Annotated in this window: 17 protein-coding genes; 8 read left to right on the top strand and 9 right to left on the bottom strand. The window is 65.2% G+C overall.

Features of this window, described 5'->3' with window-relative positions; all coding sequences use genetic code 11:
* Positions 1-175: 175 nt before the first annotated feature.
* The 7 genes from J4G38_RS22370 to J4G38_RS22340 all read left to right on the top strand — a co-directional run bounded on the left by J4G38_RS22370 (position 176) and on the right by J4G38_RS22340 (position 10294).
* Entirely contained in the window at positions 176-871 is a 696-nt protein-coding gene (locus tag J4G38_RS22370; RefSeq protein ID WP_226163684.1) for a phage tail protein, read from the top strand.
* A 53-nt stretch (positions 872-924) separates the two neighbouring features.
* Positions 925-1629, top strand: a complete 705-nt coding sequence (locus tag J4G38_RS22365; RefSeq protein ID WP_226163682.1) for a phage tail protein — start codon at positions 925-927, stop codon at positions 1627-1629.
* Between the two features lie 40 nt (positions 1630-1669).
* A complete protein-coding gene (locus J4G38_RS22360; RefSeq protein ID WP_226163679.1) occupies positions 1670-2368 on the top strand; it encodes a phage tail protein in 699 nt (232 codons plus the stop codon).
* 99 nt (positions 2369-2467) lie between these two features.
* Positions 2468-7534 carry an Ig-like domain-containing protein gene (locus tag J4G38_RS22355; RefSeq protein ID WP_226163677.1) on the top strand — a complete coding sequence of 1689 codons (5067 nt, stop codon included), beginning with the start codon at positions 2468-2470 and terminating at the stop codon, positions 7532-7534.
* A 223-nt stretch (positions 7535-7757) separates the two neighbouring features.
* On the top strand, positions 7758-8165 hold the full coding sequence (locus J4G38_RS22350) for a hypothetical protein (RefSeq protein WP_210518866.1): 408 nt from the start codon (positions 7758-7760) through the stop codon (positions 8163-8165).
* A gap of 290 nt (positions 8166-8455) precedes the next feature.
* Positions 8456-9487: a glycosyltransferase family 2 protein gene (locus J4G38_RS22345; protein WP_210518864.1), complete on the top strand. Its 1032-nt coding sequence runs from the start codon at positions 8456-8458 to the stop codon at positions 9485-9487.
* 3 nt (positions 9488-9490) lie between these two features.
* The gene (locus J4G38_RS22340) at positions 9491-10294 is read left to right on the top strand and encodes a carbohydrate deacetylase (protein WP_210518862.1); all 804 of its coding nucleotides are present in this window, start codon (positions 9491-9493) and stop codon (positions 10292-10294) included.
* A gap of 98 nt (positions 10295-10392) precedes the next feature.
* Here the strand turns inward: J4G38_RS22340 and J4G38_RS22335 are convergent, their stop codons facing one another.
* The 6 genes from J4G38_RS22335 to J4G38_RS22310 all read right to left on the bottom strand — a co-directional run bounded on the left by J4G38_RS22335 (position 10393) and on the right by J4G38_RS22310 (position 16031).
* A complete protein-coding gene (locus tag J4G38_RS22335) occupies positions 10393-11283 on the bottom strand; it encodes a lysylphosphatidylglycerol synthase transmembrane domain-containing protein (protein ID WP_210518861.1) in 891 nt (296 codons plus the stop codon).
* A gap of 69 nt (positions 11284-11352) precedes the next feature.
* Positions 11353-12960, bottom strand: a complete 1608-nt coding sequence (locus tag J4G38_RS22330) for an ArnT family glycosyltransferase (RefSeq protein WP_210518859.1) — start codon at positions 12958-12960, stop codon at positions 11353-11355.
* A gap of 229 nt (positions 12961-13189) precedes the next feature.
* Complete coding sequence (locus J4G38_RS22325) at positions 13190-13549, bottom strand: hypothetical protein (protein WP_210518857.1); 360 nt, start codon at positions 13547-13549, stop codon at positions 13190-13192.
* 69 nt (positions 13550-13618) lie between these two features.
* Positions 13619-14626 (bottom strand): hypothetical protein, encoded by a 1008-nt coding sequence (locus J4G38_RS22320; RefSeq protein ID WP_210518856.1) that lies wholly within the window; start codon positions 14624-14626, stop codon positions 13619-13621.
* Positions 14627-14739: 113 nt separating this feature from the next.
* Complete coding sequence (locus J4G38_RS22315) at positions 14740-15510, bottom strand: MbnP family protein (protein WP_210518854.1); 771 nt, start codon at positions 15508-15510, stop codon at positions 14740-14742.
* Positions 15511-15650: 140 nt separating this feature from the next.
* Positions 15651-16031: a hypothetical protein gene (locus tag J4G38_RS22310; RefSeq protein ID WP_210518852.1), complete on the bottom strand. Its 381-nt coding sequence runs from the start codon at positions 16029-16031 to the stop codon at positions 15651-15653.
* Positions 16032-16311: 280 nt separating this feature from the next.
* On the opposite strand from J4G38_RS22310, the gene J4G38_RS22305 reads away from it, so the two are divergent.
* On the top strand, positions 16312-20988 hold the full coding sequence (locus J4G38_RS22305) for a M4 family metallopeptidase (protein WP_210518851.1): 4677 nt from the start codon (positions 16312-16314) through the stop codon (positions 20986-20988).
* A 224-nt stretch (positions 20989-21212) separates the two neighbouring features.
* Here J4G38_RS22305 and J4G38_RS22300 read toward each other — a convergent pair whose 3' ends face one another.
* From J4G38_RS22300 to J4G38_RS22290, 3 genes are all read right to left on the bottom strand, one after another.
* A complete protein-coding gene (locus J4G38_RS22300; protein ID WP_210518849.1) occupies positions 21213-21851 on the bottom strand; it encodes a hypothetical protein in 639 nt (212 codons plus the stop codon).
* A gap of 188 nt (positions 21852-22039) precedes the next feature.
* On the bottom strand, positions 22040-23302 hold the full coding sequence (locus J4G38_RS22295) for a site-2 protease family protein (protein WP_226163675.1): 1263 nt from the start codon (positions 23300-23302) through the stop codon (positions 22040-22042).
* Entirely contained in the window at positions 23265-23924 is a 660-nt protein-coding gene (locus tag J4G38_RS22290) for an HAD family hydrolase (protein WP_210518848.1), read from the bottom strand. The genes J4G38_RS22295 and J4G38_RS22290 overlap by 38 nt, the downstream gene beginning before the upstream one ends.
* Positions 23925-23963 lie beyond the last annotated feature (39 nt).

Here is a 23963-nt window from a genome sequence, read left to right as displayed (position 1 = left end):
GGGGCGCATCCGGCCGGATGCGCCCCCCGGCACTGGCCGGGTTTTTTAGCAGGGATTCGATATAGTTGTTTTTGGATTAATACCTTGTAATGCTCAATTTAAACCCCTACGTTTGGGGCCTGAATGGTGGTGCTTACTGCTGCTTTCAGGCAAGTAGTTCTTCCTTCTTCTCTGTATGGAAAAAAACATTACTCCCGCTGGCCCTTCTTTGCCGGCCATTATTTCGCAAACGGAGCCGCCCACCCGGCGCGGCTGGCTGAAAGGCCTGGCAGCAGTGCTGGGCGGCCTGCTGCTGAGCCGGGCAGCCAAGGCCCGGCCCGCGTCGCCGCAGCAGGTGCAGGGCATTCAGCCTTACCTGGGTGAAATCCAGCTGTTCGCGTTCGGCTTTACGCCGCGGGGCTGGGCCGCCTGTGAAGGCCAGCTGCTGCCCATTAACCAAAACCAGGCCCTGTTTTCCATCCTGGGTACCACTTTTGGCGGCAATGGCCAAACCAACTTCGCCCTGCCCGACCTGCGCGGGCGCACTCCGCGCGGCACCAGCAGCAATTACCTCCTGGGCCAGAGCGGGGGCACCGAGAACGTAACCATCAGCGCCGGGCAGTTGCCGGCGCACAGCCACGGCTACCAGGTGAGCAGCCTGGCCGCCACTTCCAACTCGCCCGTGGGCACGGTTGCCGCCGTGGCCTCGGCCACCAACGACCTCAACGGGGAGACGGTGAACCTGCTGGCCTACGCGCCCGGCCCCAACGCGGCGGCCGACGCCACGGCCGTGACCACCACGGGGAGCAGCTTGCCCGTCAGCATCCTCGCGCCCTACAACACGCTCAATTTCTGCATCGCGCTGCAAGGGATTTTCCCTTCGCGCAGCTAGCGGCCGGGACTTCGGCCCGCTAATTTTCCATTTACTTCCTGTTGCTCAACGCTATGTCCTCCCAATTCCTCCCCGCAGGCCCGGACACCACGACTGCTCCCGCCGCCGAACCCGCCCGGCGCAGCTGGCTAAAGCGCCTGGGGGCGCTGCTGGGGGGCGCGGCCCTGGCCACGCCCGCCCTGGCCCGCCCGGCCAGCCCCGAAAATATCCTCGACGCCGATACTTTCGTGGGCGAAATCATGCTGTTTGCGGGCAATTTTGCGCCGCGGGGCTATGCGCTCTGCAATGGGCAGCTGCTGTCCATTCAGCAGAACACGGCCTTGTTTTCGTTACTGGGCACGTTTTACGGGGGCGATGGGCGCACCAATTTCGCCTTGCCTAACCTGCAAGGGACCACGCCCATTGGTCAGTTCCAGGGCCCCGGCCTCACCGCCCGCACCATTGGGGAGCAGGTGGGGAACGAAAGCACCACCCTGCTAATAAGCGAGCTGCCGTCGCACCTCCACGGCGCGCAGGTGCTTGCCGTGGCCGGCACCAGCAGCAGCCCCGGCGGCAACGTGCCCGCCGTGGCCACCACCGCCGCCAATGCCAGCGGCGAAGCCGTGAGCGTGCTGCACCGGGCGGCCGCGCCCAACGCGCTGGCCGGGGCCACCACCCTGGGAGTTGCCGGCAGCAGCCTGCCCATTGGCCTGCAGTCGCCCTACCTGGTGCTCAACTACTGCATCGCGCTGCAAGGCATTTATCCGTCCCGGTCCTAAGTTGCGGGCGCTTTTTTTTGAATTTTAATTCCCGTTTGTTATGCGTTTAAGAGCAACTGCTGCTGGGTTGGAGCCGATTATGGGCCCTCGGCAGGCCCCCGCCCGACCGGCCCGCCGCAATTGGTTGAAACGATTGGGGGCCGCGCTCACGGGCGCGGCGGTGGCCAGCCCGGCCCTGGCCGCGCCCCGGCAGGTGACGGGTGGCAGCCCTTACGTGGGCGAAATCATGCTCTTTGCCGGCAACTTCGCGCCGCAGGGCTGGGCTTTCTGCGATGGCAGCCTGCAGTCCATTGCGCAGAATACGACCCTGTTTTTTCTGCTGGGCACTACCTACGGTGGCGACGGTCAAACCACCTTTGCCCTGCCCGACCTGCGGGGCCGGGCCCCGCGCCACTACCACCAGGGCCCCGGCCTGTCGAACTACGCGCTTGGGCAGCTGGGCGGCACCGAAACCCGCACGCTGACCGGCACGCAGCTGCCGGCCCATACCCACGCGCTTCAGGCCAACACCGTGCCCACCAGCAGCTCGCCGGTGGGCAACGTGCCCGCCACGCTGGCCGGGGTTGATGTGAATGGCGAAACCGTGAGCGTGCTGGGCTACGGGCCCGCCCCGGCCACCACCCCCGCGCACGCCAGCACCATTCAGGGAGCTGGCTCAGGACTGGCCGTTGATATTATGCCCACCTCGCTGGTGATGAACTATTGCATTTCCCTGTTCGGCGATTTTCCGTCGCAATAGGCCTTGGTTGCTGCTGGCCGCCGTTTTGGGCGGCATGCCCCACCCGCTGGCAGCGGGGGAGGGCCCCACTATTGAGTTTGCTTCACCACGCAGTTTCCAATGAAACACCGCTATTCTCTTGCCCGCTGCTTCCACCTGGGAGCTGGGGTGCTCTTTTTGCTGCTGCTGACCGCGCCCGGCGCGTGGGCGCAGCTTTCCAAAATATACTACACCCAGGGCAGCAGCACGGCCACCCTCGATGCCGCCAAAGCCGTGAACCCGGACGGGAGCGGGGGCGCGACCCTGGCCTCGGCGGCGGCCAGCTTCTCGCAGCCCACGGACATCGTGCTCGATAAGGCCAACGGCTTTATCTACGTGGCCGACCAGTACGTGGGCACGGGTGGCATTCTGCGCTTCACCACGGCGGGCACGGGCCGCACGGTTATCGTGCCGCCCACGGCCGGGGCCACCTATAACGGCCTGGCCCTGGATGCGGCCAATAACCGCCTCTTTTTCACCCAGGGCAGCGCCACCAACTCCGCCCTCGATGCGCTGAAATTGGTCAACCTGTCCACTTTGAGCGTAACCACGCTGGCTTCGGGGCCTGCCAGTTTCTCGCAGCCTACCGATTTGGTGCTGGACGCGGCTGGCAGCCTGCTCTACGTAGCCGACCAGTTCACGGGTACAGGCGCTATTCTGCGCTTCACCACGGCGGGCGCGAGCCGCACGGTCATCGTGCCCGCTACGGCCAATGCCGATTACAATGGACTGGCGCTGGATGTGGCCGGCAACCGCTTATTCTTCACCCAGGGCAGCGCCACGGCTACGCTCGATGCCCTGAAAGTAGTGAGCCTGAGCACCGGCTTCACGGTGACGCCGCTGGCTTCGGGGGCCGTCAATTTCACGCAGCCGACGGATTTGGCGTATGACGCGCTAGGCGGGCAGGTGTACGTTACGGACCAGTTTGTGGGCACGGGCGCCATTCTGCGCTATAGCAGCACCGGCACGGGCCGCACGGTGGTGGTGCCGGCCACGGCGGGCGCCACCTACAACGGCCTGGTGCTGGATTCCAACAGCGCGCCCGTCGTAACGACCAGCGGTGGCACCACGGCCTTCGTCGAAGGCAACAACGTGACCTCCACGGCGGTTGCCATTGATGCGGCCCTGACCTTGACGGACGATAACGCTACGCTGGCTTCGGCTACGGTGAGCATTACGGGCAACTACCAGAGCGCGGAAGACGTGCTGGCCTTCACCAACGTGGCCATGGGCAACATTGCCCCGGCCAGCAACAGCGGCGGCGTGTTGACCCTGACCTCGGCCGGCGCCACGGCCACCGTGGCCCAGTGGCAGGCCGCCCTGCGCGCCGTTACTTACACGAACTCCTCGAATACTCCCAACACCACGCCCCGCACCGTGAGCTTCGCGGTGAATGATGGCGCCCTCGGCAGCAACGTGGCCACCAAAAACGTGAGCGTGACGGCGGTGAACGATGCACCCGTCGTGACGACCAGCGGCGGCAACACCGCGTTTACGCAGAGTCTGCCCGGCCCTTCTACGCCGGTCGCCATCGACGCGGCCCTGACCGTGACGGACCTGGATAATGCCACGCTGGCTTCGGCTACGGTGAGCATCACGGGCAACTACCAGAGCGCGGAAGACGTGCTGGCCTTCACCAACGTGGCCATGGGCAACATTGCCCCGGCCAGCAACAGCGGCGGCGTGTTGACCCTGACCTCGGCCGGCGCCACGGCCACCGTGGCCCAGTGGCAGGCCGCCCTGCGCGCCGTTACTTACACGAACTCCTCGAATACTCCCAACACCACGCCCCGCACCGTGAGCTTCGCGGTGAATGATGGCGCCCTCGGCAGCAACGTGGCCACCAAAAACGTGAGCGTGACGGCGGTGAACGATGCACCCGTCGTGACGACCAGCGGCGGCAACACCGCGTTTACGCAGAGTCTGCCCGGCCCTTCTACGCCGGTCGCCATCGACGCGGCCCTGACCGTGACGGACCTGGATAATGCCACGCTGGCTTCGGCTACGGTGAGCATCACGGGCAACTACCAGAGCGCGGAAGACGTGCTGGCCTTCACCAACGTGGCCATGGGCAACATTGCCATCGCCAGCAATACGGCTGGCGTGTTGACCCTGACCTCGGCCGGCGCCACGGCCACCGTGGCCCAGTGGCAGGCCGCCCTGCGCGCCGTCACCTACACCAACACGGCGGCGGCTCCCAATATCAGCAACCGGACCATTTCCTTCGCTGCAAACGACGGCACCACTGCCAGCAACGTGGCCACGAAAACCGTGACCCTGGCCCGCGCGGCCGTAACGGTGGCCAGCGTGGCCGTACCGGTCAACGGCACCTACCGCACCGGCCAGAACCTGGACTTTACGGTAACGTTCACGGCGGCCGTGACGGTGAATGCCGCCGGCGGCACGCCCACGCTGCTCCTGACCCTGGACACGGGCGGGAGTGTGGCGGCCACCTACCTATCGGGCAGCGGTACCAGTGCCCTGATTTTTCGCTACACCGTAGTTAGTGGCAACCTCGATGCCACCGGTATCGCGCTGGGCACCGCCCTGCTGGCCAACGGCGGTACCATCCGCGACGCGGCGGCCCAGGATGCCGTGCTGACCCTTAACGGTGTGGGCCCGACGGCCGGGGTGTTGGTTGATGGCGTAGCGCCCACCCTCACGAGCATCAACCGCCAAACTCCGGCCGCGGCCCTCACCAACGCCACCACGCTGGTCTACCGCGTCACGTTTAGTGAAGCGGTGAACGGCGTGGGGCCGACCGACTTTGCCCTGATGGCCACCGGAACCGCAACAGGTTCCATTGCTTTCGCCACGCTGGTTTCGAGCGGCGTGTACGACGTGACGGTGAACCCCGTGAGCGGCAACGGCACGCTGCGCCTCGACCTGAATAGCTCCGGCACGGGAATTACCGACGTGCCCGGCAACGCCATCGTGGGCGGCTTCACCACCGGCCAGTCCTATACGCTTGACACGTCGGCCCCAACAGTGGCCATCACGAGCACAGCCAGCAACCCAACCAGCACCTCGCCGATTCCGGTGACGGTGACCTTCTCGGAAAACGTGACCGGCTTCTCGGCCTCCGGTGTGGCGGTGACCAATGGCACGCTCAGCGGCTTCACGGCCGTTAGTGGCACGGTCTACACCTTCAGCATTACGCCCGCGGGCACGGGCCTCGTGACCGTAAACGTGGCGGCCAGCGTGGCTCAGGATGCGGCCACCAACGACAACACGGCCGCGCCGCAGTTGAGCATTCAGTACAATGCGCCCATCACGCAGGTGGTGTGGAACGGCAGCGTGAGCACCGATTGGTTCACGGCCGGCAACTGGACCGGCGGCGTACCCACGGCCACGCTCGATGCCCTGGTGCCGGCTGGTATGCCGCGCTACCCCAGCATTGCCAGCGGCTCGGCCACGGCCAAAATCCTCACCCTGAACACTGGCGGGACCATAAGCCAGACCGGTGGCACCCTGGATTTGAAAGGCGATTTTGTGACCAATGGCAGCTACTCGGCCACGGGCGGCACGCTCGCGCTGACGGGCGCGGCCAGCCAGGCCGTGGGCGGCAGCAGCCCGGCCACGCTCTGGAACCTGAGCGTGGGCGCGGCCGGCGCCACGCTCAGCGGCCCCGCCACCCTGGCGCGGGTGCTCACCCTGACCGGCAACCTCGCCACCGGCGGCCAGCCCTTCACCCTGCTTTCCGATGCCACGGGCACGGCGCTGGTGGTGAATACCACTGGCGTAGTGCTGGGCAATGCCACCGTGCAGCGCTACATCGACCCGAGCCTGAACGCCGGCCTGGGCTACCGCCACTACAGCGCCCCGGTAAGCAACTCCATCGTGGCCGACCTGACCACGGCCGGCTTCTCGCCGGTGGTAAACCCGACCTACAATACGTCGGCTACGCCCGCGCTGGAAACGCCCTTCCCCACGGTGTATGGCTACGACCAGAGCCGCCTGACCCTCACCAGCAGCCTGGGTGCATTCGACAAAGGCTTCTTCTCGCCCGCGGCACTCAGCTCGGGCCTGACCGTGGGCCGGGGCTACACCGTGAACATCGGGGCCAGCCAGCTGGTGGATTTCGTGGGCACGCTCAATAATGGCGACCTGACCCTGCCGCTGGCCCGCAATGCCGGCGCCACGGCCACCGATGCCGGCTGGCAGCTGCTCGGCAACCCGTACCCGGCCCCGCTCGACGCCAGCGCCATAAACCTGGCCGACCGCCCCAACCTCGACGCATCCATCTACGTGTTCAGCAGCACGGCCCAGTACGCGGGCCAGTACCGTTCCTATGTCAACGGCATCGGCGGCAACCCGGTGGTGCCGGTGGGGCAGGGCTTCTTTGCCCGGGTGAGCCCGGGGCAGACCAGCGGCTCGGTCACGTTCCGCAACAGCCAGCGCCTGACCTCGCCCGATGCCACGCCCTTCCAGCGCGGCGCCGCCGAAACCCGGCCGCTGCTGCAGCTCACGCTGCGCGGGGCCACGGGCACCACGGCTTCCGACGACACCTACGTGTACTTCCAGGCCGGGGCCACGGCCGGCATCGACCCGCAGTACGATGCCGTGAAGCTGCCCAACTCCACGGGCCTGAATCTGGCCTCGATTGCCATGGGCACGCAGTTGGCCATCAATGGCTTGCCAGTGGGTAGCACCACTACGGTTACGGTGCCGCTCTTCATTGGCCTGCCGGCCACGGGTACGTACACCCTGAACGCGGCGCAGGTACTCAACTTCACGACTGGCGCCCAACCTTTCCTGCGCGATTTGCAGCTCAATACCCTCACCGATTTGAGCCAGCAGCCCACCTATGCCTTCACCCAGAATGCCTTCAGCACGGCCCCGCGCTTTGAGGTGGTGTTTGGGCCGCAGCAGGTGCTGGGCACGGCTTCGGCCGCGCTGGCCGGCCAGGTTGCGGTGTTCCCGAACCCCGCCCACGCCGCTGTTTCGGTGGAGCTGCCTGCGGCCCTCAGCCACCAGGCGGTGACGGCGGCTTTGGTGGATGCCCTGGGCCGGGTGGTGCTGACGCAGCAGCTGGCCGCCGGCCGCAGCACCCACACGCTGCCCCTCACCAATGTGGCCGCGGGCGAGTACTCGCTGCGCCTGCAAACGGCCGCCGGTGTGGTGGTGAAGAAGCTGGTGGTGGAATAGCCACGTTGCTGAAATCCTGAAAAGCCCCGACTGTGCAAGCAGTTCGGGGCTTTTCGTTTAAGGGAGGGTTTTGGGGAGCCGGCTGCTCTTGCTCCGTACCCCGGCCCGCTTTTCGCCGCACTTGGGGAGGACTGATGCCGGCTCCGAAAAATTATGGAAGCGTGAGCAACCTTCCCGGACTTCGCCCGGTCATCGGATTACCGGCCTCCTTACTTCCTGCTACGTGAACAAGCTTTCTACTTTCCTGCTGCTGGCCGCCGCCTTGAGCAGCTGCCAGAAAACCGCTCCGATTCCGGGGCTCGCCACGCCCGGCAAGGGCCAGATTGTTCGCTACGACCTCACTTACGACGAGCACAACCAGGCGCCCCGGTTGCGCTGGATTGTGCAGCTGGCCGCGCCGCTCTCGGCCAAAGGCTGGAACAACCAGGACTACACCCAGGTGAAGGTGTTCGACCTGCCCGATACCGTCACTTTCCGGGTGGGCACCAAGCTGAGCTTTACCTACCAGCTGGTTCCCCAGGACCAGCAAACTCCCTGGAAAACCAACTACGAGTGGTATTCGGTGCCTGCCTATCCGCCCGGATACATTCCCTACCCGGAGCTGGCACTAGCTGAAATTCAGCGCCAGTAATTGTCCGGTAGGCGGCCTTAGCCCACCAAAAAGCCCCACTCGCGCACGCGGCTGGGGCTTTTTGGTGGGCTAAGGCCGCCTTGTGTTTTCGGCATAATGGGTGCTTTTGGACCCCCAGAATGCCAGCAGGAAGGCGGGTGGGGCCAGCTGCATTGTAGCTGAACAGTAATAATTAAGTCCAAGTTATTTGGGTTAAATAAACAATACATGAAGTATATTGTGTCTATTGCACGCCTAAGAACCCACTGATTAGCCTATTTGGATACACACTTACAGCAGCCTGCCCGCCTATGTTCGCCGAATTGCTTACCGATGTTCCAACCACGGTGCCCCTGGCTGCTACTGGAGCCCCGATGGCCGCAGAATTGGTGTCCATCGTTGTGCCGCTGTACAACGAGTACGAAAGCCTGCCGCTGCTCGTCGAGCAGATTGACCACGTCATGACCACCCACGGCCTGCCGTATGAGCTACTGCTGGTCAACGATGGGAGCGAAGACCGCACCTGGGCGTGCATCACCGCCCTGGCCGCCGAAAATCCCGCCATAGTGGGCATCGACCTGGCCGGCAACCACGGCCAGACCCTGAGCCTGCGCGCGGGCTTCGAGCGGGCCAAAGGCGAAATCGTGGTGGCCATGGACGGCGACTTGCAGCACGACCCGGCCTACCTGCCGCAGTTCGTGGCCTACATCCAAGAAGGCTACGACATGGTGGGTGGGGCCAAGGCCAAGCGCCCCGATAGCCGTGCTCACTCCCTGCTGGCCAACACGGCCCACAAGCTCATTTCGATGCTTTCGGGGGTGCAGCTCGAATACTTTGGGGCCACCTACAAGGCCTACCGCAGCTACCTGCTGCGCAACGTGGAGCTCCTCGGCGATTCCCACCGGTTTCTGGGGGCGTTGGTGGCCCGCAAGGGCATCCGCTACCGCGAATTCCCGATTGAGATTCGCCAGCGGCAGTTCGGCGCCAGCCACTACGGCCTGGGCAAGGCCCTGCTGGTCATGGTCGATTTGGTGATGCTCCGCTTTTTTCTGAGCTACTCGCGCAAGCCGTTTCGCCTGTTTGGCATGCTGGGCATCTTAAGCCTGGTGACGGGCCTGCTGGCCACGGGGAGCCTGCTGGTCAGTTCCCTGTTTTTTGGGGTGAACCTGTCCCAGCGCTTCCCCATGGAGTTTTTGTTCAGCCTTTTCCTGATAATGGGCGGCATCTTTTTGATTTGCTTTGGCTTGCTGGCCGAAATTGGGACGTATGCCTACTACGCCCGCCGCAACCGCGCGCCCTACGTGGTGCGGCACGAGTTGCGGGAGCCGGCCCTGAAGCTGTAAAGCATGGCCCTTCGCCTCATCATCAACGCCGACGATTTCGGCTGGGATGCGCCCGCCACGGCCGCCATTCTCGCCCTGGCCGCGCAGGGTGCCCTCAGCAGCACCACCGCCATGGCCAATCTGGCCACCGAAGCCGACCTGGCGGCCCTGCGCGGGGTCACCGACCGCCTGTCCGTCGGCTACCACCTCAACCTGATATCTGGCCATCCCGTGGCGCCGGCCGCCGCCGTGCCCAGCCTGCTGGGGCCCGATGGGCAGTTCCGAACCGCCCCGCAGCTGTGGCTGCGCTACCTGCGCGGGCGGGTGCGGCCCGCCGAGCTGGCCGTGGAGCTGGCCGCCCAAATCGGCCGCCTGCGCGACCACGGCCTGCCCCTCAGCCACGCCGACTCGCACCAGCACCTGCACCTGTACCCCCGCCTGGGGCCGGCCCTCATTCAGATGCTCGGCCAGCTCGGCATCGGGCGGGTGCGGCGCTGGAGCTCTCAGCCCGGCTATGGGCAGCGTGGGCGTATTCTGAACGTGTTCGGGCGGATTTCGGCCTCTGGCTTGCGGGGCCTGGTGACTCCGAACGCGCTGGCGGCCGACTTTTCGGCGGCGCAGGCGGCCACGCTGCCCCTGTTTGCGCAGGGGCTGGCCCGCGCCCGGCGGCTGGGGCCCATCGTGGAATTTATGACGCACCCCGGCCTGGCTGACCGGCCCGGCTCGTACCTGGCCCGCTGCGCAGAATACGAATTCTGGCGCGGCGGCACCTGGCGCGCCCATCTGGCCGAGCAAGGCGGGCGACTGATTCGGTACGATGAAATTTAAGTAGTCATTCAACAGTAAGCGGGTTATTAGTTGCTCATTGTTAGTTGTTAGCCAGAATGTTGTATGGCAACTAGCAACCAACAACGAGCAACGAGCAACTACGGGTTCTTCTCCGCGATTCCGAGTACCTCGTTGCCGCTCACCAATGCCCCTGGCAGGGCCACTGCGGCCGATATCAAATAAAACAGCAGGCTGAGCCCGACCGATACCGCCGCATCGAGCCCCAGCCACTGCGCGCCCAGCAGAAACACCACCTCGCGGGCGCCCGCGCCGCCCACCGTAAAGGGCAGCGCCGCCGCCACCGATGAAGCCAGAAACACCAGCAGGTACGCCGGCCGCTGCGTGCCGGTGCCGGTGCCGGCCAGCAGCGCCAGCGCGCACAGCACCTGCGCCGCCTGCACGCCCAGCGCCAGCGCCTGGGTGCGCCAGTACGTGGGCCCAAACGCCGCGAACCACCGCCGGGTAGCCGCCGCCCCGCCCAGCAGCACACCCGCCGCCCCGCAACCAGCCGCCGCCCGCCAGGCCCACAGCGCGGGCAGCGGCAGCGGCACCACCCAGGTGAGAGCCGCCAGTAGTACCCCCAGGGCCAGCAGGCCGCTGACGCGGTCGAGCACCAGGGCGCGAACCAGGGCAGCGGTTTTGGTGGGGTAGATGCGGCGCAGCACCAGCACTTTGTAGCCGTCGCCGCCGATGCCGCCGGGCAAAAATAGGTTGTAGAACATGCCCAGCCAGTAGAGGCGCAGGTTGGCGGCTTCGGATAAATGGACCCCGATGGCGCGCTGAAAGTAGTTGAGCCGCCGCGCCGAAATCCACTTCGAGGCCATGAACAGCACCACCGCCAGCCCCAGCCACCCCGGCCGGGCCCTGGCCAGCACCTGCGCAAGCTGGCCGGGGCTGATGCGCCGAAAGACGAACCACAGCGCGGCCGCCAGCAGCACCAGCTTCAGCAGCAGCAACAGGGCGGCGCGCAGGCGGGGCGGACTTGTCAAGTAGCAGGGATAAGGAGCCGGCAGAAAGCGGGGGAGGAGTGCCCGGCCAAAAATTGAAAATAGTACCCGCTACTCAAATTTTACCAAGTGCAGGCGAATCCCGTCATCAATGACAAACTCATAATATTGATGGTAGCGCCGGTCGGTGAGGTAGCGGTCCTCGGCCAGGTAGAAGGCATCTTTGGCGGGGGCCGCCGGCAGCCGCGCCGACGTGGACGAGTACACGATATGGCCCGTGCCGCGGGTGATGTAAAAAGCCTCGTCGTTGTCGACGTGGGTATCGGCCAGCTTGTAGACGGGGGCGTGGCCGGCAATGGCGGCCACGCGGAGCGCCGCCGTGCGGTAGGGTGTCTCGTCGCGGGTGAGCAGGCGGGCGGGCAGCACAAACAGGTTGAAGACCACGCGGGCGCACAGCAGAAACAGCCCCAGCCACACCAGTCGCTGGGCCGGCAGCCGCCAGAAGGCCCACGTGCAACCCGCCAGGGCCGGTACCACCAGGGCCGTTTTCCAGACCACGCCGGGCTGGTGGGCAGCCTGGGGGATGATGGGCACCGCCACCAGGCACAGGGTGAGGAGGGCCATGGCGGCGAGCAGCACGCCGTCGAATACCCGTTGGGGCCAGCGGCGCTCGGCCCAGAAGTGCTGGTAAAAATAGACCCCAACCGTGAAGCACAGCGGCGTGAGCACAAACAGGTAGCGCGGAATGGTGCCCGGCGACAGCCAGAACACCGGCGTGAGGGCCGCAAACAGCAGCGCGTTGAAGAGCAGGAAGGGGTGCCCGCGCAGCACCCGTCGCCAGCCGGGCCGGGCCAGGCACAGTAGCAGCAGCGTCCAGGGCAGGAAATCGGAAACGAAATCGAACGGATATTTTACCAGGTGAACCAACGACTCCCGCCAGGCGTGGGCGGCCACGGTGCGCTGCGTCGACTGCTCGAGGAGCGTGGCCAGGTACTCGCGCAGCGGATGAAAGTGGTGGTACACGGCAAAGTAGCCGCCCACCAGCGCCGCCAGCACCGCCAGCCCCAGCGCGTGCGCCCCCGACAGCAAGCGCCGCCACTGGCCCGCCACCAACACGAAATACACCACCAGCGCCGCCCCCTGAAACACCAGCGAAGGCAGCCCTTTCAGCAGGAAGCCCACCGCCGTGATGGCGTAGCTTAGCACGAACAGCGCCCGCCAGCGCCGCCGCTCGCCCAGCTCAAACACCGCCATGAAGCCCAGGTACGTCACCAGCGCATGCAGGGTATCAATCAGCCCCAGGCCGGAATCGTAGAAGAGCATGCGCCCGCTGGTGACGAACGCCAGCGCCGCCGCCATGCCAAGCCCCCGCCCCAGCCGCCGGCCCACAAAGTAGTACAAGCTGCCGCCCATGCCCAGCAAGGCCACTACGGTGGGCAGGCGAATTACCCACTCATTAATGGCGCCAAACATGCGGAAAAACCCCAGTAGCAGCCAATTGAACAGCGGCGGCTTGTTAAAATAATACTCGCCCTGCAGCGTCGAAACAAAGAAATTGCCGTTGAGCTTCAGCTCCAGGGCCACCAGCGCCCGGATGGGCTCATCGGCAATGAGCGGCAGCAGGCCCAGGTTAAGCAGCAGGGCCAGGGGCAGCACCAGCAGGCACAGCAGCACCGGAAACCACGGGCGCGGGCGCAACCAGGACAGTAGAGGAGCCATGAGCGGGAGGCAGCGAATGGGGTTCAATCACAAGCCTAAATGTAGCCCGCTACTCAGGTTAATGGAAACATTCGGAGATATAGTTTGCTCAAATCCGATTCGTATAGCTGGCAAGTGCCGAAGTTCCTGAGGGCCCGCCGGGGCAAAAGCCCGGGCCTTGGGCTTGGTGCTTACCCAAGCGCCAACAGAAAGCCCCGGCCAGTGCTGCGGCCGGGGCTTTCTGCGAGGGTTAGGCTGGGTTCCCAGCGTGCTGCTCCAGCAGCTGAAGCAGTTCGTCGGCGGCTTTTTCAATGTCGTGGTAGCCTTGCTGGGCGGCGCGCTCCTTAGCAGCAATCAGGCCGTCGCGGTGCACCGCTTTAAAGTCACCGTAGGGGAATTTGTAGCGGCCCTTGGTGTCTTCGCTGTGGCTTTTGTCGAGGCCGAGGTGCCAGTTGGCGTACTCGTCCATTTCGTGCTTTTTGAGGAAGGAGTTTTCTTCCGTCGAGCCGGGATTGTGCTGGCCCCAGTGGCCCTGGTCGTTCTTGATTTTGCCGTGCTTGATGAGGTCCTTAGCGAAGGTGACGGCGGCGGAATTCAATAAAATGCTCATAGCTGAAAAGAAGGGAAAAGTGGCTGGATTCGAATACCTACGCACTTTTTGTTCGTGGGTTCCCAGCGCTCAGCTTTTGCCGTGCAGCAGATATTTCGTCTGCTTGAAGCTGTAGCCCACCGACACCACGAAGCGGCCGGCGCTGGCCGGGTGGTCGGTTTCGGCGGTGTAGATGGGCAGCTGGAAACTGGTGTTGAAGGACACGTTTTTGTAGTACACATCCAGGCCGGGGCCCAGCAGGGCGTTGTTCATGGCGTGCTCGCCGGTGAGCTGGCCTTCGAGCATTTCGCCCTTGGTTTTTTCGTAAAAAAACTGCGCCGAGGGGTAAATCTGCCAGTTTTCGCCCAGCGGCACGCGGTAGAACAGGCTGGCGTAGGTGGCCGTGCTCGGGGCCAGGCTGTTGCGGAACGTGTTTTCCGTCGAGCGCCGGTAGCTGCTGTTCACGCTCAGCCCAAAGCTGCGGTAGCTGCCGATGTAGTTGGCGTACACGAAGCCGTCGGTGGTGCCGGTGCCCACCTGGTTGAGCAGCGGGTAGCGCTGGCCCTGGGCGTTCTGGCGGGTGTACTCGCCGGTGGGCAGCTTCAGGCCGCCGCCCACGATGAGCCGGCTCTGCACCCCGGCCGTTTCGATGGCCCGGATGAGGTGGTAGCCGGCAAACACCGTCACGTCGCCCACGCCCGAGGAGTTGAGTTGCTTGCCGTTTATCTGCGAGGTGTTCATCACGTAGGGCACGAAGGCGTTCAGCTCCACGCGCCTTGAGAGGAAGTATTTGCCCCGCAATTCGATGACCCGAAAGGCCTCGAAATCGGTGGGGTCGCCGTGGTGGTCGTGGTGGTAGCCGGTGTCGCCGTTGAAGGGCGAGGGGAAAAACGGCCGCGCGCCACTGGGGAAAAACCGCGCCGACTGGCCCAGCGCCTGGTAGCCGTTGAAGATGCGGTAGCGGTGCATCAGGCTGAAACCGCTCTGGTTGTCGTAGGGCGTGATGCCCATGAAGCAGCCGCAAATGTCGCAGGCCCGGCCGGGGCGCGGCGCCAGCAACAGCAGGGCACCGAGGAGAAAAAGGGCGAGGTATTTCATGCCGGAATCAAGGATTATAGTTGCTCGTTGCTAGTCGTCCGCTGTTGGTCAAACCGTAAAAAGAGGCTCCAACTGAAGCTGACAACGAGCAACGAGCACCTGACAATGAAAAGCTAATTGGCGTGAATGTGCTCGACGGTGAACATGCCGGCGGCAATGTTATCAGCCACTTTCACCGAATTGGGGCCGCCCATGGTGTTGTAAATGGTGGCAAAGCTTATCGGGTTGACGCCGGTAAACATCTTCAGCACGTCGGCGCTGGTGTGGATTTCGGGCGAGTGGTCGGGCCGAATCAGCAGGCTCACGGCCGGGAAGGGCAGCGTCACGGTCCGGATGGTGTTGGTAGTGGAGTGCTTGTAGCCGGCAATGTGGAAAATCAGCCCGCTGGAGGGGGCCTGCGGAGAGCGGCCTTCCAGCTTCAGGTTGATGAATTCCGGCCCGTTCATGTCCCAGTACATGCCGTTGTTGGCATTGAGCACGTCGGTGAAATTGCCGGCTTTGGTGCGGGCGCTGTCCACGCCCACCGTAAAGGAAATGCCCGTGTAGTCGCCCACCGGCACGTTTTTCATCAGCAGGTCCTGCGATTCTGCCTTGGACTGGTCCACCAGAAAGTAGCTGTTGGGCACGAGGTAGCTGGAGTTATCGGCCTTGCGCAGCGTAACGTTGGAGATGTAGTATTTGAAAGTGCTGACGGTGAAATTGTCGCCGTTGGCATTGTGGTAAGTCGTGGCATCGAGGTCGAGCGGCGCGGTCCCGACCACGTTTTCCAGGTGCAGGGTGAATTCGCCGGTATTGGCCACGGGTTCGTCTTTTTTGCAGCCATTCAGGCCAAAAGTGGCCAGGGCCAGCAGGACCGCAAAAGCGAAAACAGGGAAACGTTTCATCGAAAATGAAGGAGGGAAAAACCAATAGCTGATTGAATAAGCGGCCCGCGAACGCGCGCCAGCTACCCGGCCGCTGGATGGAACGGCTGGGCAGCAAAAGGGCTATTCTTCCGGCTGGGCAGGAAGAATCGGACCCAAAATCAGGCTAGTGGGAGCGGGGGACGGAACACGTCCGCGCCGGGCCCGGCGGCGCAATGCGCCGGGAGTAGGGTTGGGTAGCGCCGGGTGGGCTGCCGCCACCGCGGCGGCGGGCTCAGGGCGAAGGCGGCCGTGGGCAGCACTTCGTATTTTACTTTGGCCAGGGCCTCGGTAGGGGCTTTTTTGTCGCCGCCTTCGGCTTTGCGCAGCTGCTGGGCGAGGTGGCACTTGCCGTTGCAGTGCAGCATCGGGCGGGCCTTGTTCACGCAGTACAGCTCGGTGATGCGGGCCTTGTTGAGCTGATAATCCACGACCAGCACCTCCTGCCCCAGGGTTTGGAGCAGCATGAGGGCGATGAGGAAAAAAGCCAGAAAGCGGTTCACGGGCAGAATGGCGGGCGGGTGCCCACTGCAGCAAAGGTAAACGGGAGAGTTATTAAAGATAGAAAATAACGGCGGCGGCCGCATAAGGCAGTGAGAAAATCACCGCTGTCCGGGCCTGCACCGAAAAAAAACGGTCCCCTGTATCGCACTCTGCGCAACGCAGCTGGCTTTTCTCTACTCGGCGGTGCAGGCTGGATGGTTGGCTGAGCGGTTCGGAAAATTGGTGGCATAGCAATGTTGTTATCTTTAGCCACCCCTAGTCCCCAACCCCAGCTTATTTATGCAAAAACCTCTACGCGCCGGGCTGTTCGGAATGCTGCCATTGCTGGCCGCTGCCGCCGTTTCCGCCCAAACCCTGCTGCCCGATGGCGGCCCGCAGCTGCGGCAGCTGCCCACCAAAGAGGCCGCCGCACTGCGCCAGCTGCCCCCCGATAGCCGCGAGCTGTTGCGCCAGGAGCTGGCCCTGCGCCCCGCCGACGACCTTCGCGCCCTGCGCGTGGAAACCGACGAGCTGGGCCAGCGCCACGAGCGGTTTCAGCAATATTTCAACGGCGTGAAAGTGGAGCACGGCGTGTACACGGTGCACCGCGCCGCCGGGGTGCTCAGTGGCGAGTTCAAGCCCGTGCCCGCCACGCTCAGCACCAAGCCGGCGCTGAGCGCGGCCGCCGCGTTGCAGCGCGGCCTGGCCGCCGTGGGCGCCCGCCGCTACATGTGGGACGATGCCGCCGAGGAAGCCGGCCTGAAGCGCGAAACCCAAAACCCAGCCGCCACTTACCGCCCTAGCGGCGAGCTGGTGGTGGTGGAAGACTACCGCGTGGCCGACCCCGCCCGGCGCCCGCTGGTGCTGGCCTGGAAGTTCAATATCTACGCCCAGCAGCCCGAAAGCCGGGCCCTGGTGTACGTGGACGCCCGTTCCGGCGCCGTGGTGCTGACGGATGCCATCATCAAACACGCCAACGGACTGGTGCCGGCCGCGACGGCGGTGGCCCACACTGCGGCGGCCGTCGCGCTGCGCCCGGCCGGCCAGCGCGGGGTGAAATCGACGGCTACCGGCACGTTTGCCACGCGCTACGTGGGCAGCCGCCAGGTAGCCACCGACCTGTTCAGCGGCAGCTACCGGCTGCGCGACTACACCCGCGCCGCCGGCATCGAAACCTACAACCTGCACAACGGCACCGTGCTCACGGCCGGCGTGGATTTCACCGATGCCGATAACAACTGGACGGCGGCCGAATTCAACAACGCGGCCAGGGACAACGCGGCCCTCGACGCGCATTTTGGCTCGACGCAGGTGTATGACTACTGGATGACCGTGCACGGCCGCAACTCCTGGGACGCCAACGGGGGCAAGCTGATTAACTACGTGCACTTCTCGGCCAACTACGACAACGCCAACTGGAACGGCTCGGCCATGCGCTACGGCGACGGGGCCTCGCTGTTTCGCCCCCTCACGGCGCTGGACGTGTGCGCCCACGAAACCGGCCACGGCGTGTGCCAGGCCACGGCCGGACTGGTGTATCTGAACGAGTCGGGGGCGCTGAACGAAGGCTTTTCCGACATCTGGGGCGCTACCATTGAAAACTACGTCGACCCCACCAAGCAAACCTGGATTGTGGGCGAGGACATTTGCCTGACCTCGGGCGGCCTGCGCTCGATGAGCGACCCGCAAACCACCAGCGTGCTCTCGCCGTGCCCGTCCAACTACCGGGGGCGCCTCTGGGGCTTCGGCACCGCCGATAATGGCGGTGTGCACACCAACTCCGGCGTGCTCAACCACTGGTACTACATCCTGAGCGTGGGCAAAACCGGCGTGAACGAGCAGCAGCAAGCGTATAGCGTAACGGGCATCGGCATCGCCAAAGCCGCCCGCATTGCCTACCGTACCGAGCGCCTCTACCTCACGCCCAACTCCGACTACCGCTCGGCGCGGGTGTTTACCATTCAGGCCGCCACGGATTTATTCGGGGCCGGCTCGGCCGAAGTAACGGCCGTGACCGACGCCTGGTACGCCGTGGGCCTGGGCAACAGCGCCGCCGCTCCGGCCGGGGCCCAGGCCCAGTGCCCCACCGATGACGTGCCTACGCTCACTGCCGCAGCTTCGGCCACCAGCATTTGCGCCGGCAATACCTTAACCCTGACATCTACGGCCACATTTTCGGCCACCCGGCGCCTGCGCAACTCCATTGTCACGGCGCTGCCCGACGGGGCCACCGCTTTCACCGCCGTGCCCGTGTACAGCACCACCGTGGTGAGCGGCGCCACCCTGCAGCACGGCCTCGAAAGCACTTACCGCAACTACAGCGGCCTGGCCGGGGTGCGGGTGCGCCTCACCCACGCCCAACCCGGCCAGGTGGCCCTGCGCCTGGCCGTGCGCAACAGCTCGTTTGCCGTCGCGTATCTGGACCTGGCCGCGGCCCTGCCCACGGCGGTCGGCACCGCGCCCGCCACTCTTGACCTCACTTTTGCCGATAATGCGCCGACAGCCCTGCCGGCTACTATGAGCGGCACCACGCTCACGGGCACGTTCCTGCCCTCGTCGCCCTTTGCGAGCCTGGTTACGAGCGGCACCTTGGTGGCCATCAACCTCGAAGCCAAGGACGGACAGGTGGGCAGCGCCGGCAACGTGGAGCTGGTCGAATTGCTTTTCAACCGCTTGCCGGCTGATGTGCCTTCCGTGCGCTGGGTTGGGCCGGGCGTGGAGTCGGCCGGTCTCGTGGCTACCACCGCGCCAGCCGGGCCGGTGGGCGGCGGCACAGCCACGTACCGCTACACGGTGCTGGCTTCGGACCCGTTCTTCGGCTGCACCAGCGCCCAGGCCGTGAGCGTAAGCGTGAGCCAGCCCGTGCTGGCGGCCTCGGCCCTGCAAACGGACTTGTGCGCCGGGCGCGGCCAGGGCTTTAGTCCCATCGACCTGCGCGTGACGGCCGACGACAGCGTGGCCGGCCAGGCGTATCTGTGGCTGGGGCCGGGCGGCTACGCCGCCACCGGCAAGCGCCGCCGCACCACGCCCACCGTGGCTGGCCGCCTGCGCTACACCGTGAGCACGTCCACGCCCGGCTCGAACTGCGCCGCCCAGCAAACCGTGACCGTGATGGCCCGCCGCCCGGTGGCCGCCGCGCCCGCCGGCATCGACTCCGTGGCCTGCGCCGGCGGTACCACGCGCCTGCGCAGCCGCCCCTTCGAAAACCAGCTGACCGGCCCGTACCAGTTCACCGGCAGCGTGCAGATTCCGGACAATAACCCCGTGGGTGTGCGCATTCCGCTCACCGTAGCGGGCCCGGCCGAAGGCTTTTTCGACCTGCGCGGCATCCGCGTGAGCATCACCCACACCTACACCGGCGACCTCACGCTGTACGTGGAAGCCCCCGATGGTACCCGCGTGCTGCTGAGCCGCATGAACGGCGGCGCGGGCCAGAACTACCAGAACACCCTTTTTGTGGATTCGGTGGGAGCCCGGGCTTTGGGCCTCGGCGTGGCCCCTTTCCTGGGCAGCTGGCAGGTAGACGAGCCCACGGGCTTCGCCAAGCTGCGCGCCGCGCCGCAAAACGGCACCTGGAACCTGTTCGTCGTCGATGGCGGCCCGGCCGATGTCGGCCCCGTCACGGCCTGGAGCCTCGTTGCCCGTGACAACAGCGTGACCTGGAGCGGCCCGAACGGCCTCACCGCCACGGGTAGCAACGTGCTGGCCGCCGTGCCCACCACGCCCGGCCGCTACCGCTACATCGGTACCACCAGTGCCGGCGGCTGCACCTTCCGCGACACCGTGAACGTGCGCGTGGCCCCCGGCCCCGAGTGGCACCTGCGGCAGAACGCCGACCTGGCCCTGGCCGCCAACTGGACCTGCCTGCCCACCCCCACCACCGATGCCGAAGTGCGCGGCGCCAACAACGCGCAGCCCGTGCTCAGCGCCGGCCTCGTGCAGGTGCGCAACCTCACCCTGCGCGCCGGTACCGCCCTGGCCCTCAACGGGGGCACCCTGGAAGTATATGGCAGTCTGACCCTGGAAGCCGGGGCCACCATCGCGGGCACCACTGGGGTTCTCAGCCTGCGCGGTTCCGCCGTGGTGCTGAATGCGCCCACGGCCAACTCCCTGAGCGTGCCGCGCCTGCTGGTAAACCTGCCCGCCGCCGCTGATACGGCCCGTTTGGCCCAAAGCCTGACTGTGGGAACGGCCGTCATTATGCAGCGGGGCATCCTGAAAACCCAGGCTTCGGCCCTTACCCTAACCCAGGGCGCGACCATCACCGAAACGGCTGATGCCTACGTTTCGGGGCGCGTGCAGGCCACGGGCGTCCTGGCCGTGAATGGCAGCCAGGACTTTGGCGGGGTGGGCCTGATGCTGAGCCAGGCGCTTTCCAGCCCCGGTGCCGTGAGCCTCGTCCGCATCACCGACCAGGCCATTGGCCGGGCTCCGGGCCGCACCAGCATCCGGCGCTACTTCGTCCTCGACTACATTCCCACTATTGTGGTGAGCGCCACCGTGCGGCTGAACTACCGCGACGCCGAGCTGAACGGCCTGGCCGAAAGCAGCCTCCAGCCTTTCCGGGCCGGTACGCTGGCCGGCCCCTGGACGCCCATCGCCGCCTCGGCCCAAAGCACCAGCCTGAACTACGTGGAAGGCGTTTCCGCCATCTCCGGTACCTGGACGCTGAGCACGCCCGCCGCCATCCTGCCCACTCGCAGCGCCGCCTCGGCGGGCTTCATCGTGCAGGCCCAGCCGGTGCCTTTTGGGGCGGCGGGGTTCTCGCTTTCGGTGCAAGCCGCGCGGTCGCTGCCCACCGCTTCCGTGGCCGTGTACGACCTCGCCGGCCGCCTGCTGGTGCAGCGCACCGTTTCCATGCCCGCCGGCCTGAGCGCAGTAGCCCTGCCCGAAGCCGGCCGCCTAGCCGCCGGCGTGTACCTCGTGCGCCTGGTGCTCGACGGTGCCACCCAAACCTTGCGGGTAACGCGGGAGTAGGAGCGGCCTCGTGGTTGCACGGCCGCAGGCCGTGGCAAACGAAGTTCAGCCCGGCTATTTCGTCCTCCAGAAGCCGACTAGCCTGATTAATGCAAAAAGCCCCGACTCTGGATGAGTCGGGGCTTTTTGTTGTCTGAAAAAGGGCTGATTGCCACTTTAAGCCGCTTGGATGAGGACAAATTATTGCGTCCTGTCTTCTCACAAATACGGCCTTTTGTCAGGCTCTAATTCAGATACGGTGCTTCCAGCTCCTGGCCCATGCTCTTGAGCGTGTCGGTGTTGCGGCGGCCGGTGAGGCGCGTGCTCAGGGCCTGGGCTTCGCGGGCGCTGAGCACATCCAGCTCGTGCAGCCAGGCCACGCGGCGCAGCTGCGGCTCGATGAAGCCCAGGGGGTTAACCTGGCCGTATTCGTCGCGCAGGTAGGTTTTGGTGCGGCGCTCCAGCTCCGCAACCAGGGCCCGGAACTGCTTGCGCTGCCAGGGCCGGCCGGCCAGCGTGATGGCCAGATGGGCCGTTTGCAGGCGGAAAGTGCACCACTGCTGCTCAAAACGCAGCCAGAAGGCCAGGGCGTTGAGCGCAAAAATTGCTCCCCAGGAATACAGCGCGTTGGTGGCCTGGCCCGTGGCCAGCAGCGTGCTCCACGGCCCATAGCCCAGCACCAGCAGCAGCAGCGCCGTGAGCAGCAGCTGGTTGGTGGGAATGTGACGGTGCTCACCGGATTTGATGGGCAGAATCTCTTCGTAGGGGACTTCGGTTTCGAGCGTGGCCACGCCCTGGGGGTTGCGCTTGCACACGTAAAGGCTTTCGGCCCGCAGCGCAATGTGCGTGGTGCCCTGAAATAGCTGTTTTTGGTTGAAAATCATGCAGAAAGTGACGGGAGGGCGCTGACGTGGCGGCAGCAAGAGGGGGAATAAGACAACGGTAAAATAACTACGCTAAGCTCCGCAGGATGGACGGCATTTCGTATGATTGGCCTCTGTTTAATTAGTAGTTAGTAGTTGTTAGCTGTCAGTGTGCTAATAATTAACAACTACTGACTAGCAACCAAATATTATTTAAATGGACTGGGCGTGAAGCAAAGCACAAAAATAGCGACCATCACCCAGCCCAGCACTTGGCGTCCCCGGCTCAGCGGCCGTTCGTCGGGGGCCGGCGGGTGGTAGATGCCGGTGAGGCGGCCCAGCAGCAGCCCAAACACCAGCCAGCCGGGGTTGCCCAAAATGCCGGGGAAGGCGACCGTACAAGCCACCTGCGCCGCCCAGATGCCCGCCGCCAGCAGCAGTCCCTGGTGCGGCCGGGGCAGCACCCGCCAGAATATCAGCGCCAGATAGCCCGCGTATACCGGCCCGCCGTAGAGCCAGGTTTGCCAGCCCTCGCGCACCGAAAACAGGCCCAGCCCGGCGTAAAAAATAAAACCCACGAACAGCACCGGCGCCAGCTGGTTGAACCGCCGCCGGCCCAGCAGGCCGTAGAGGATGTGGCCGCCGTCGAGCTGGCCCATCGGCAGCAGGTTGAGGGCTGTGAAGAACAGGCTGAGGGCCCCGGCCAGCAGCACGGGGTAGTGCATCAGCTCGTTGGGATGGGGCAGGCGGGCAGGGTCGGCAAAAATGGTTTCGAGGAATTGGTAGAGCAGGGGCTTGGCCAGGGTGATGCCTTGCACGCCGGGCGGGTACACATGGCGGGCATAATCGGCGCCGTAGCGGGCGTATTCGGGATGAACCGAGAACAGATAGGCCAGCGGCGGCAGGTGCGTGAAGCCGTAAATCAGCAGCGGCACCGCCACCAGAAACCCCGCCAGCGGCCCGGCCAGCCCGATATCGAAAAACTCGCGCCGCGAAAAAATCCGGTCCCGGATGCGGATGATGGCCCCAAACGTGCCCAACCCCATCGGAAACGGGATGTAGTAGGGCAGCGACGCACGCACCCGGTTGTAGCGGGCCGTGAAATAATGCCCAAACTCGTGCACCGTGAGCACGCCCAGAAACGGCAGCGCAAACCACAGCCCGCGCCGCAGCTCGGCCCCCAGCGCCGGCCCGCGCAGCTGAAACACATCCAGCGGCAAAAAGTCGACAGCGCCCCGCGTGAGCTGAATGCCGGCCAGCGTGGTGGTAACCAGCGTCACCAGAAACAGCCCGATGTGCAGCGCCGCCGTGCGGCCCGCCGACGGCGCCGGCCGCTCAAACCGCCGAAACAGCTTCCGCGCCCGGCGGGCCTCCAGGGCCGCCTCTGCCGTGGGTGGCGCCGCGGCATCGGCCGGAAAACCCGCGAAATCAGACTCAGGAGTGGGCAGGGGCGTATTCTCGGGGAAAGGCACGGAGGGCTTCGGGCAAGGCGGTGACGAGGGTGAGGGGCGGGGCCAGGTGCAGCACCCGCAGCCCCAGGCGGCGGGCCGTGGCAATGTGCTGCGGGCTGTCCTCGATGAACAACGTATCCGCCGGCTGCCAGTTCATTTCGGCCAGCGCGTACCGGAATATTTCTTCGCCCGGCTTGCGCAGGCCCACTTCCTGGGAGTAGAACACCCGGTCGAGCACGTCGGCAATGCCGTTTTTGAAGCCGTATTTCGACGCCAGGCGCTGGTTGATTTCGGCGATGTGCAGCGCGTTGGTGTTCGAGAGCAGCGCCGTTTGGTGGCCCTGCCGCCGCAGCTCGCCGATGAGGGCGAGGCGCTCGGCGGGCACGTCGAGCAGCATGGCATGCCAGGCCGCGTCCAACTCGGCATCGGTGGCGTCGAGGTCGTAGGCGGCGCGCAGCCTGGCCCGGAACTCGGCGGGCGTGAGGTGGCCGGTTTCAAACCGGTCAAACAGCTCGGCCTGTTGGGCCTGGCTGAAGGCAATGGTGCTGCCCGCCCGGCTCAGGCGGCGCATGGCGGTGGGGGTCGCGTCGTAATCAATGTCGATGATAACGCCGCCGAAATCGAATAGCAGGTGGGGAAGCATGGGCTGACTTGTTTTTCCGTCCGCGAAGGTCGTACTTTT

It is taken from the genome of Hymenobacter terricola (genome assembly GCF_017921975.2).
Classification (GTDB): Bacteria; Bacteroidota; Bacteroidia; order Cytophagales; family Hymenobacteraceae; genus Hymenobacter; species Hymenobacter terricola.
The sequence above is the reverse complement of the archived record's forward strand: the minus strand, read 5'-3'. Positions and strand labels throughout refer to the sequence as shown.

Excerpts from the sequence above, each read along its gene's own strand:
- J4G38_RS22370 (WP_226163684.1), top strand. The coding sequence starts at position 176 with ATGGAAAAAAACATTACTCCCGCTGGCCCTTCTTTGCCGGCCATTATT.
- J4G38_RS22365 (WP_226163682.1), top strand. The coding sequence starts at position 925 with ATGTCCTCCCAATTCCTCCCCGCAGGCCCGGACACCACGACTGCTCCC.
- J4G38_RS22360 (WP_226163679.1), top strand. The coding sequence starts at position 1,670 with ATGCGTTTAAGAGCAACTGCTGCTGGGTTGGAGCCGATTATGGGCCCT.
- J4G38_RS22355 (WP_226163677.1), top strand. The coding sequence starts at position 2,468 with ATGAAACACCGCTATTCTCTTGCCCGCTGCTTCCACCTGGGAGCTGGG.
- J4G38_RS22345 (WP_210518864.1), top strand. The coding sequence starts at position 8,456 with ATGTTCGCCGAATTGCTTACCGATGTTCCAACCACGGTGCCCCTGGCT.
- J4G38_RS22340 (WP_210518862.1), top strand. The coding sequence starts at position 9,491 with ATGGCCCTTCGCCTCATCATCAACGCCGACGATTTCGGCTGGGATGCG.
- J4G38_RS22330 (WP_210518859.1), bottom strand. The coding sequence starts at position 12,960 with ATGGCTCCTCTACTGTCCTGGTTGCGCCCGCGCCCGTGGTTTCCGGTG.
- J4G38_RS22325 (WP_210518857.1), bottom strand. The coding sequence starts at position 13,549 with ATGAGCATTTTATTGAATTCCGCCGCCGTCACCTTCGCTAAGGACCTC.
- J4G38_RS22320 (WP_210518856.1), bottom strand. The coding sequence starts at position 14,626 with ATGAAATACCTCGCCCTTTTTCTCCTCGGTGCCCTGCTGTTGCTGGCG.
- J4G38_RS22315 (WP_210518854.1), bottom strand. The coding sequence starts at position 15,510 with ATGAAACGTTTCCCTGTTTTCGCTTTTGCGGTCCTGCTGGCCCTGGCC.
- J4G38_RS22305 (WP_210518851.1), top strand. The coding sequence starts at position 16,312 with ATGCAAAAACCTCTACGCGCCGGGCTGTTCGGAATGCTGCCATTGCTG.
- J4G38_RS22300 (WP_210518849.1), bottom strand. The coding sequence starts at position 21,851 with ATGATTTTCAACCAAAAACAGCTATTTCAGGGCACCACGCACATTGCG.
- J4G38_RS22290 (WP_210518848.1), bottom strand. The coding sequence starts at position 23,924 with ATGCTTCCCCACCTGCTATTCGATTTCGGCGGCGTTATCATCGACATT.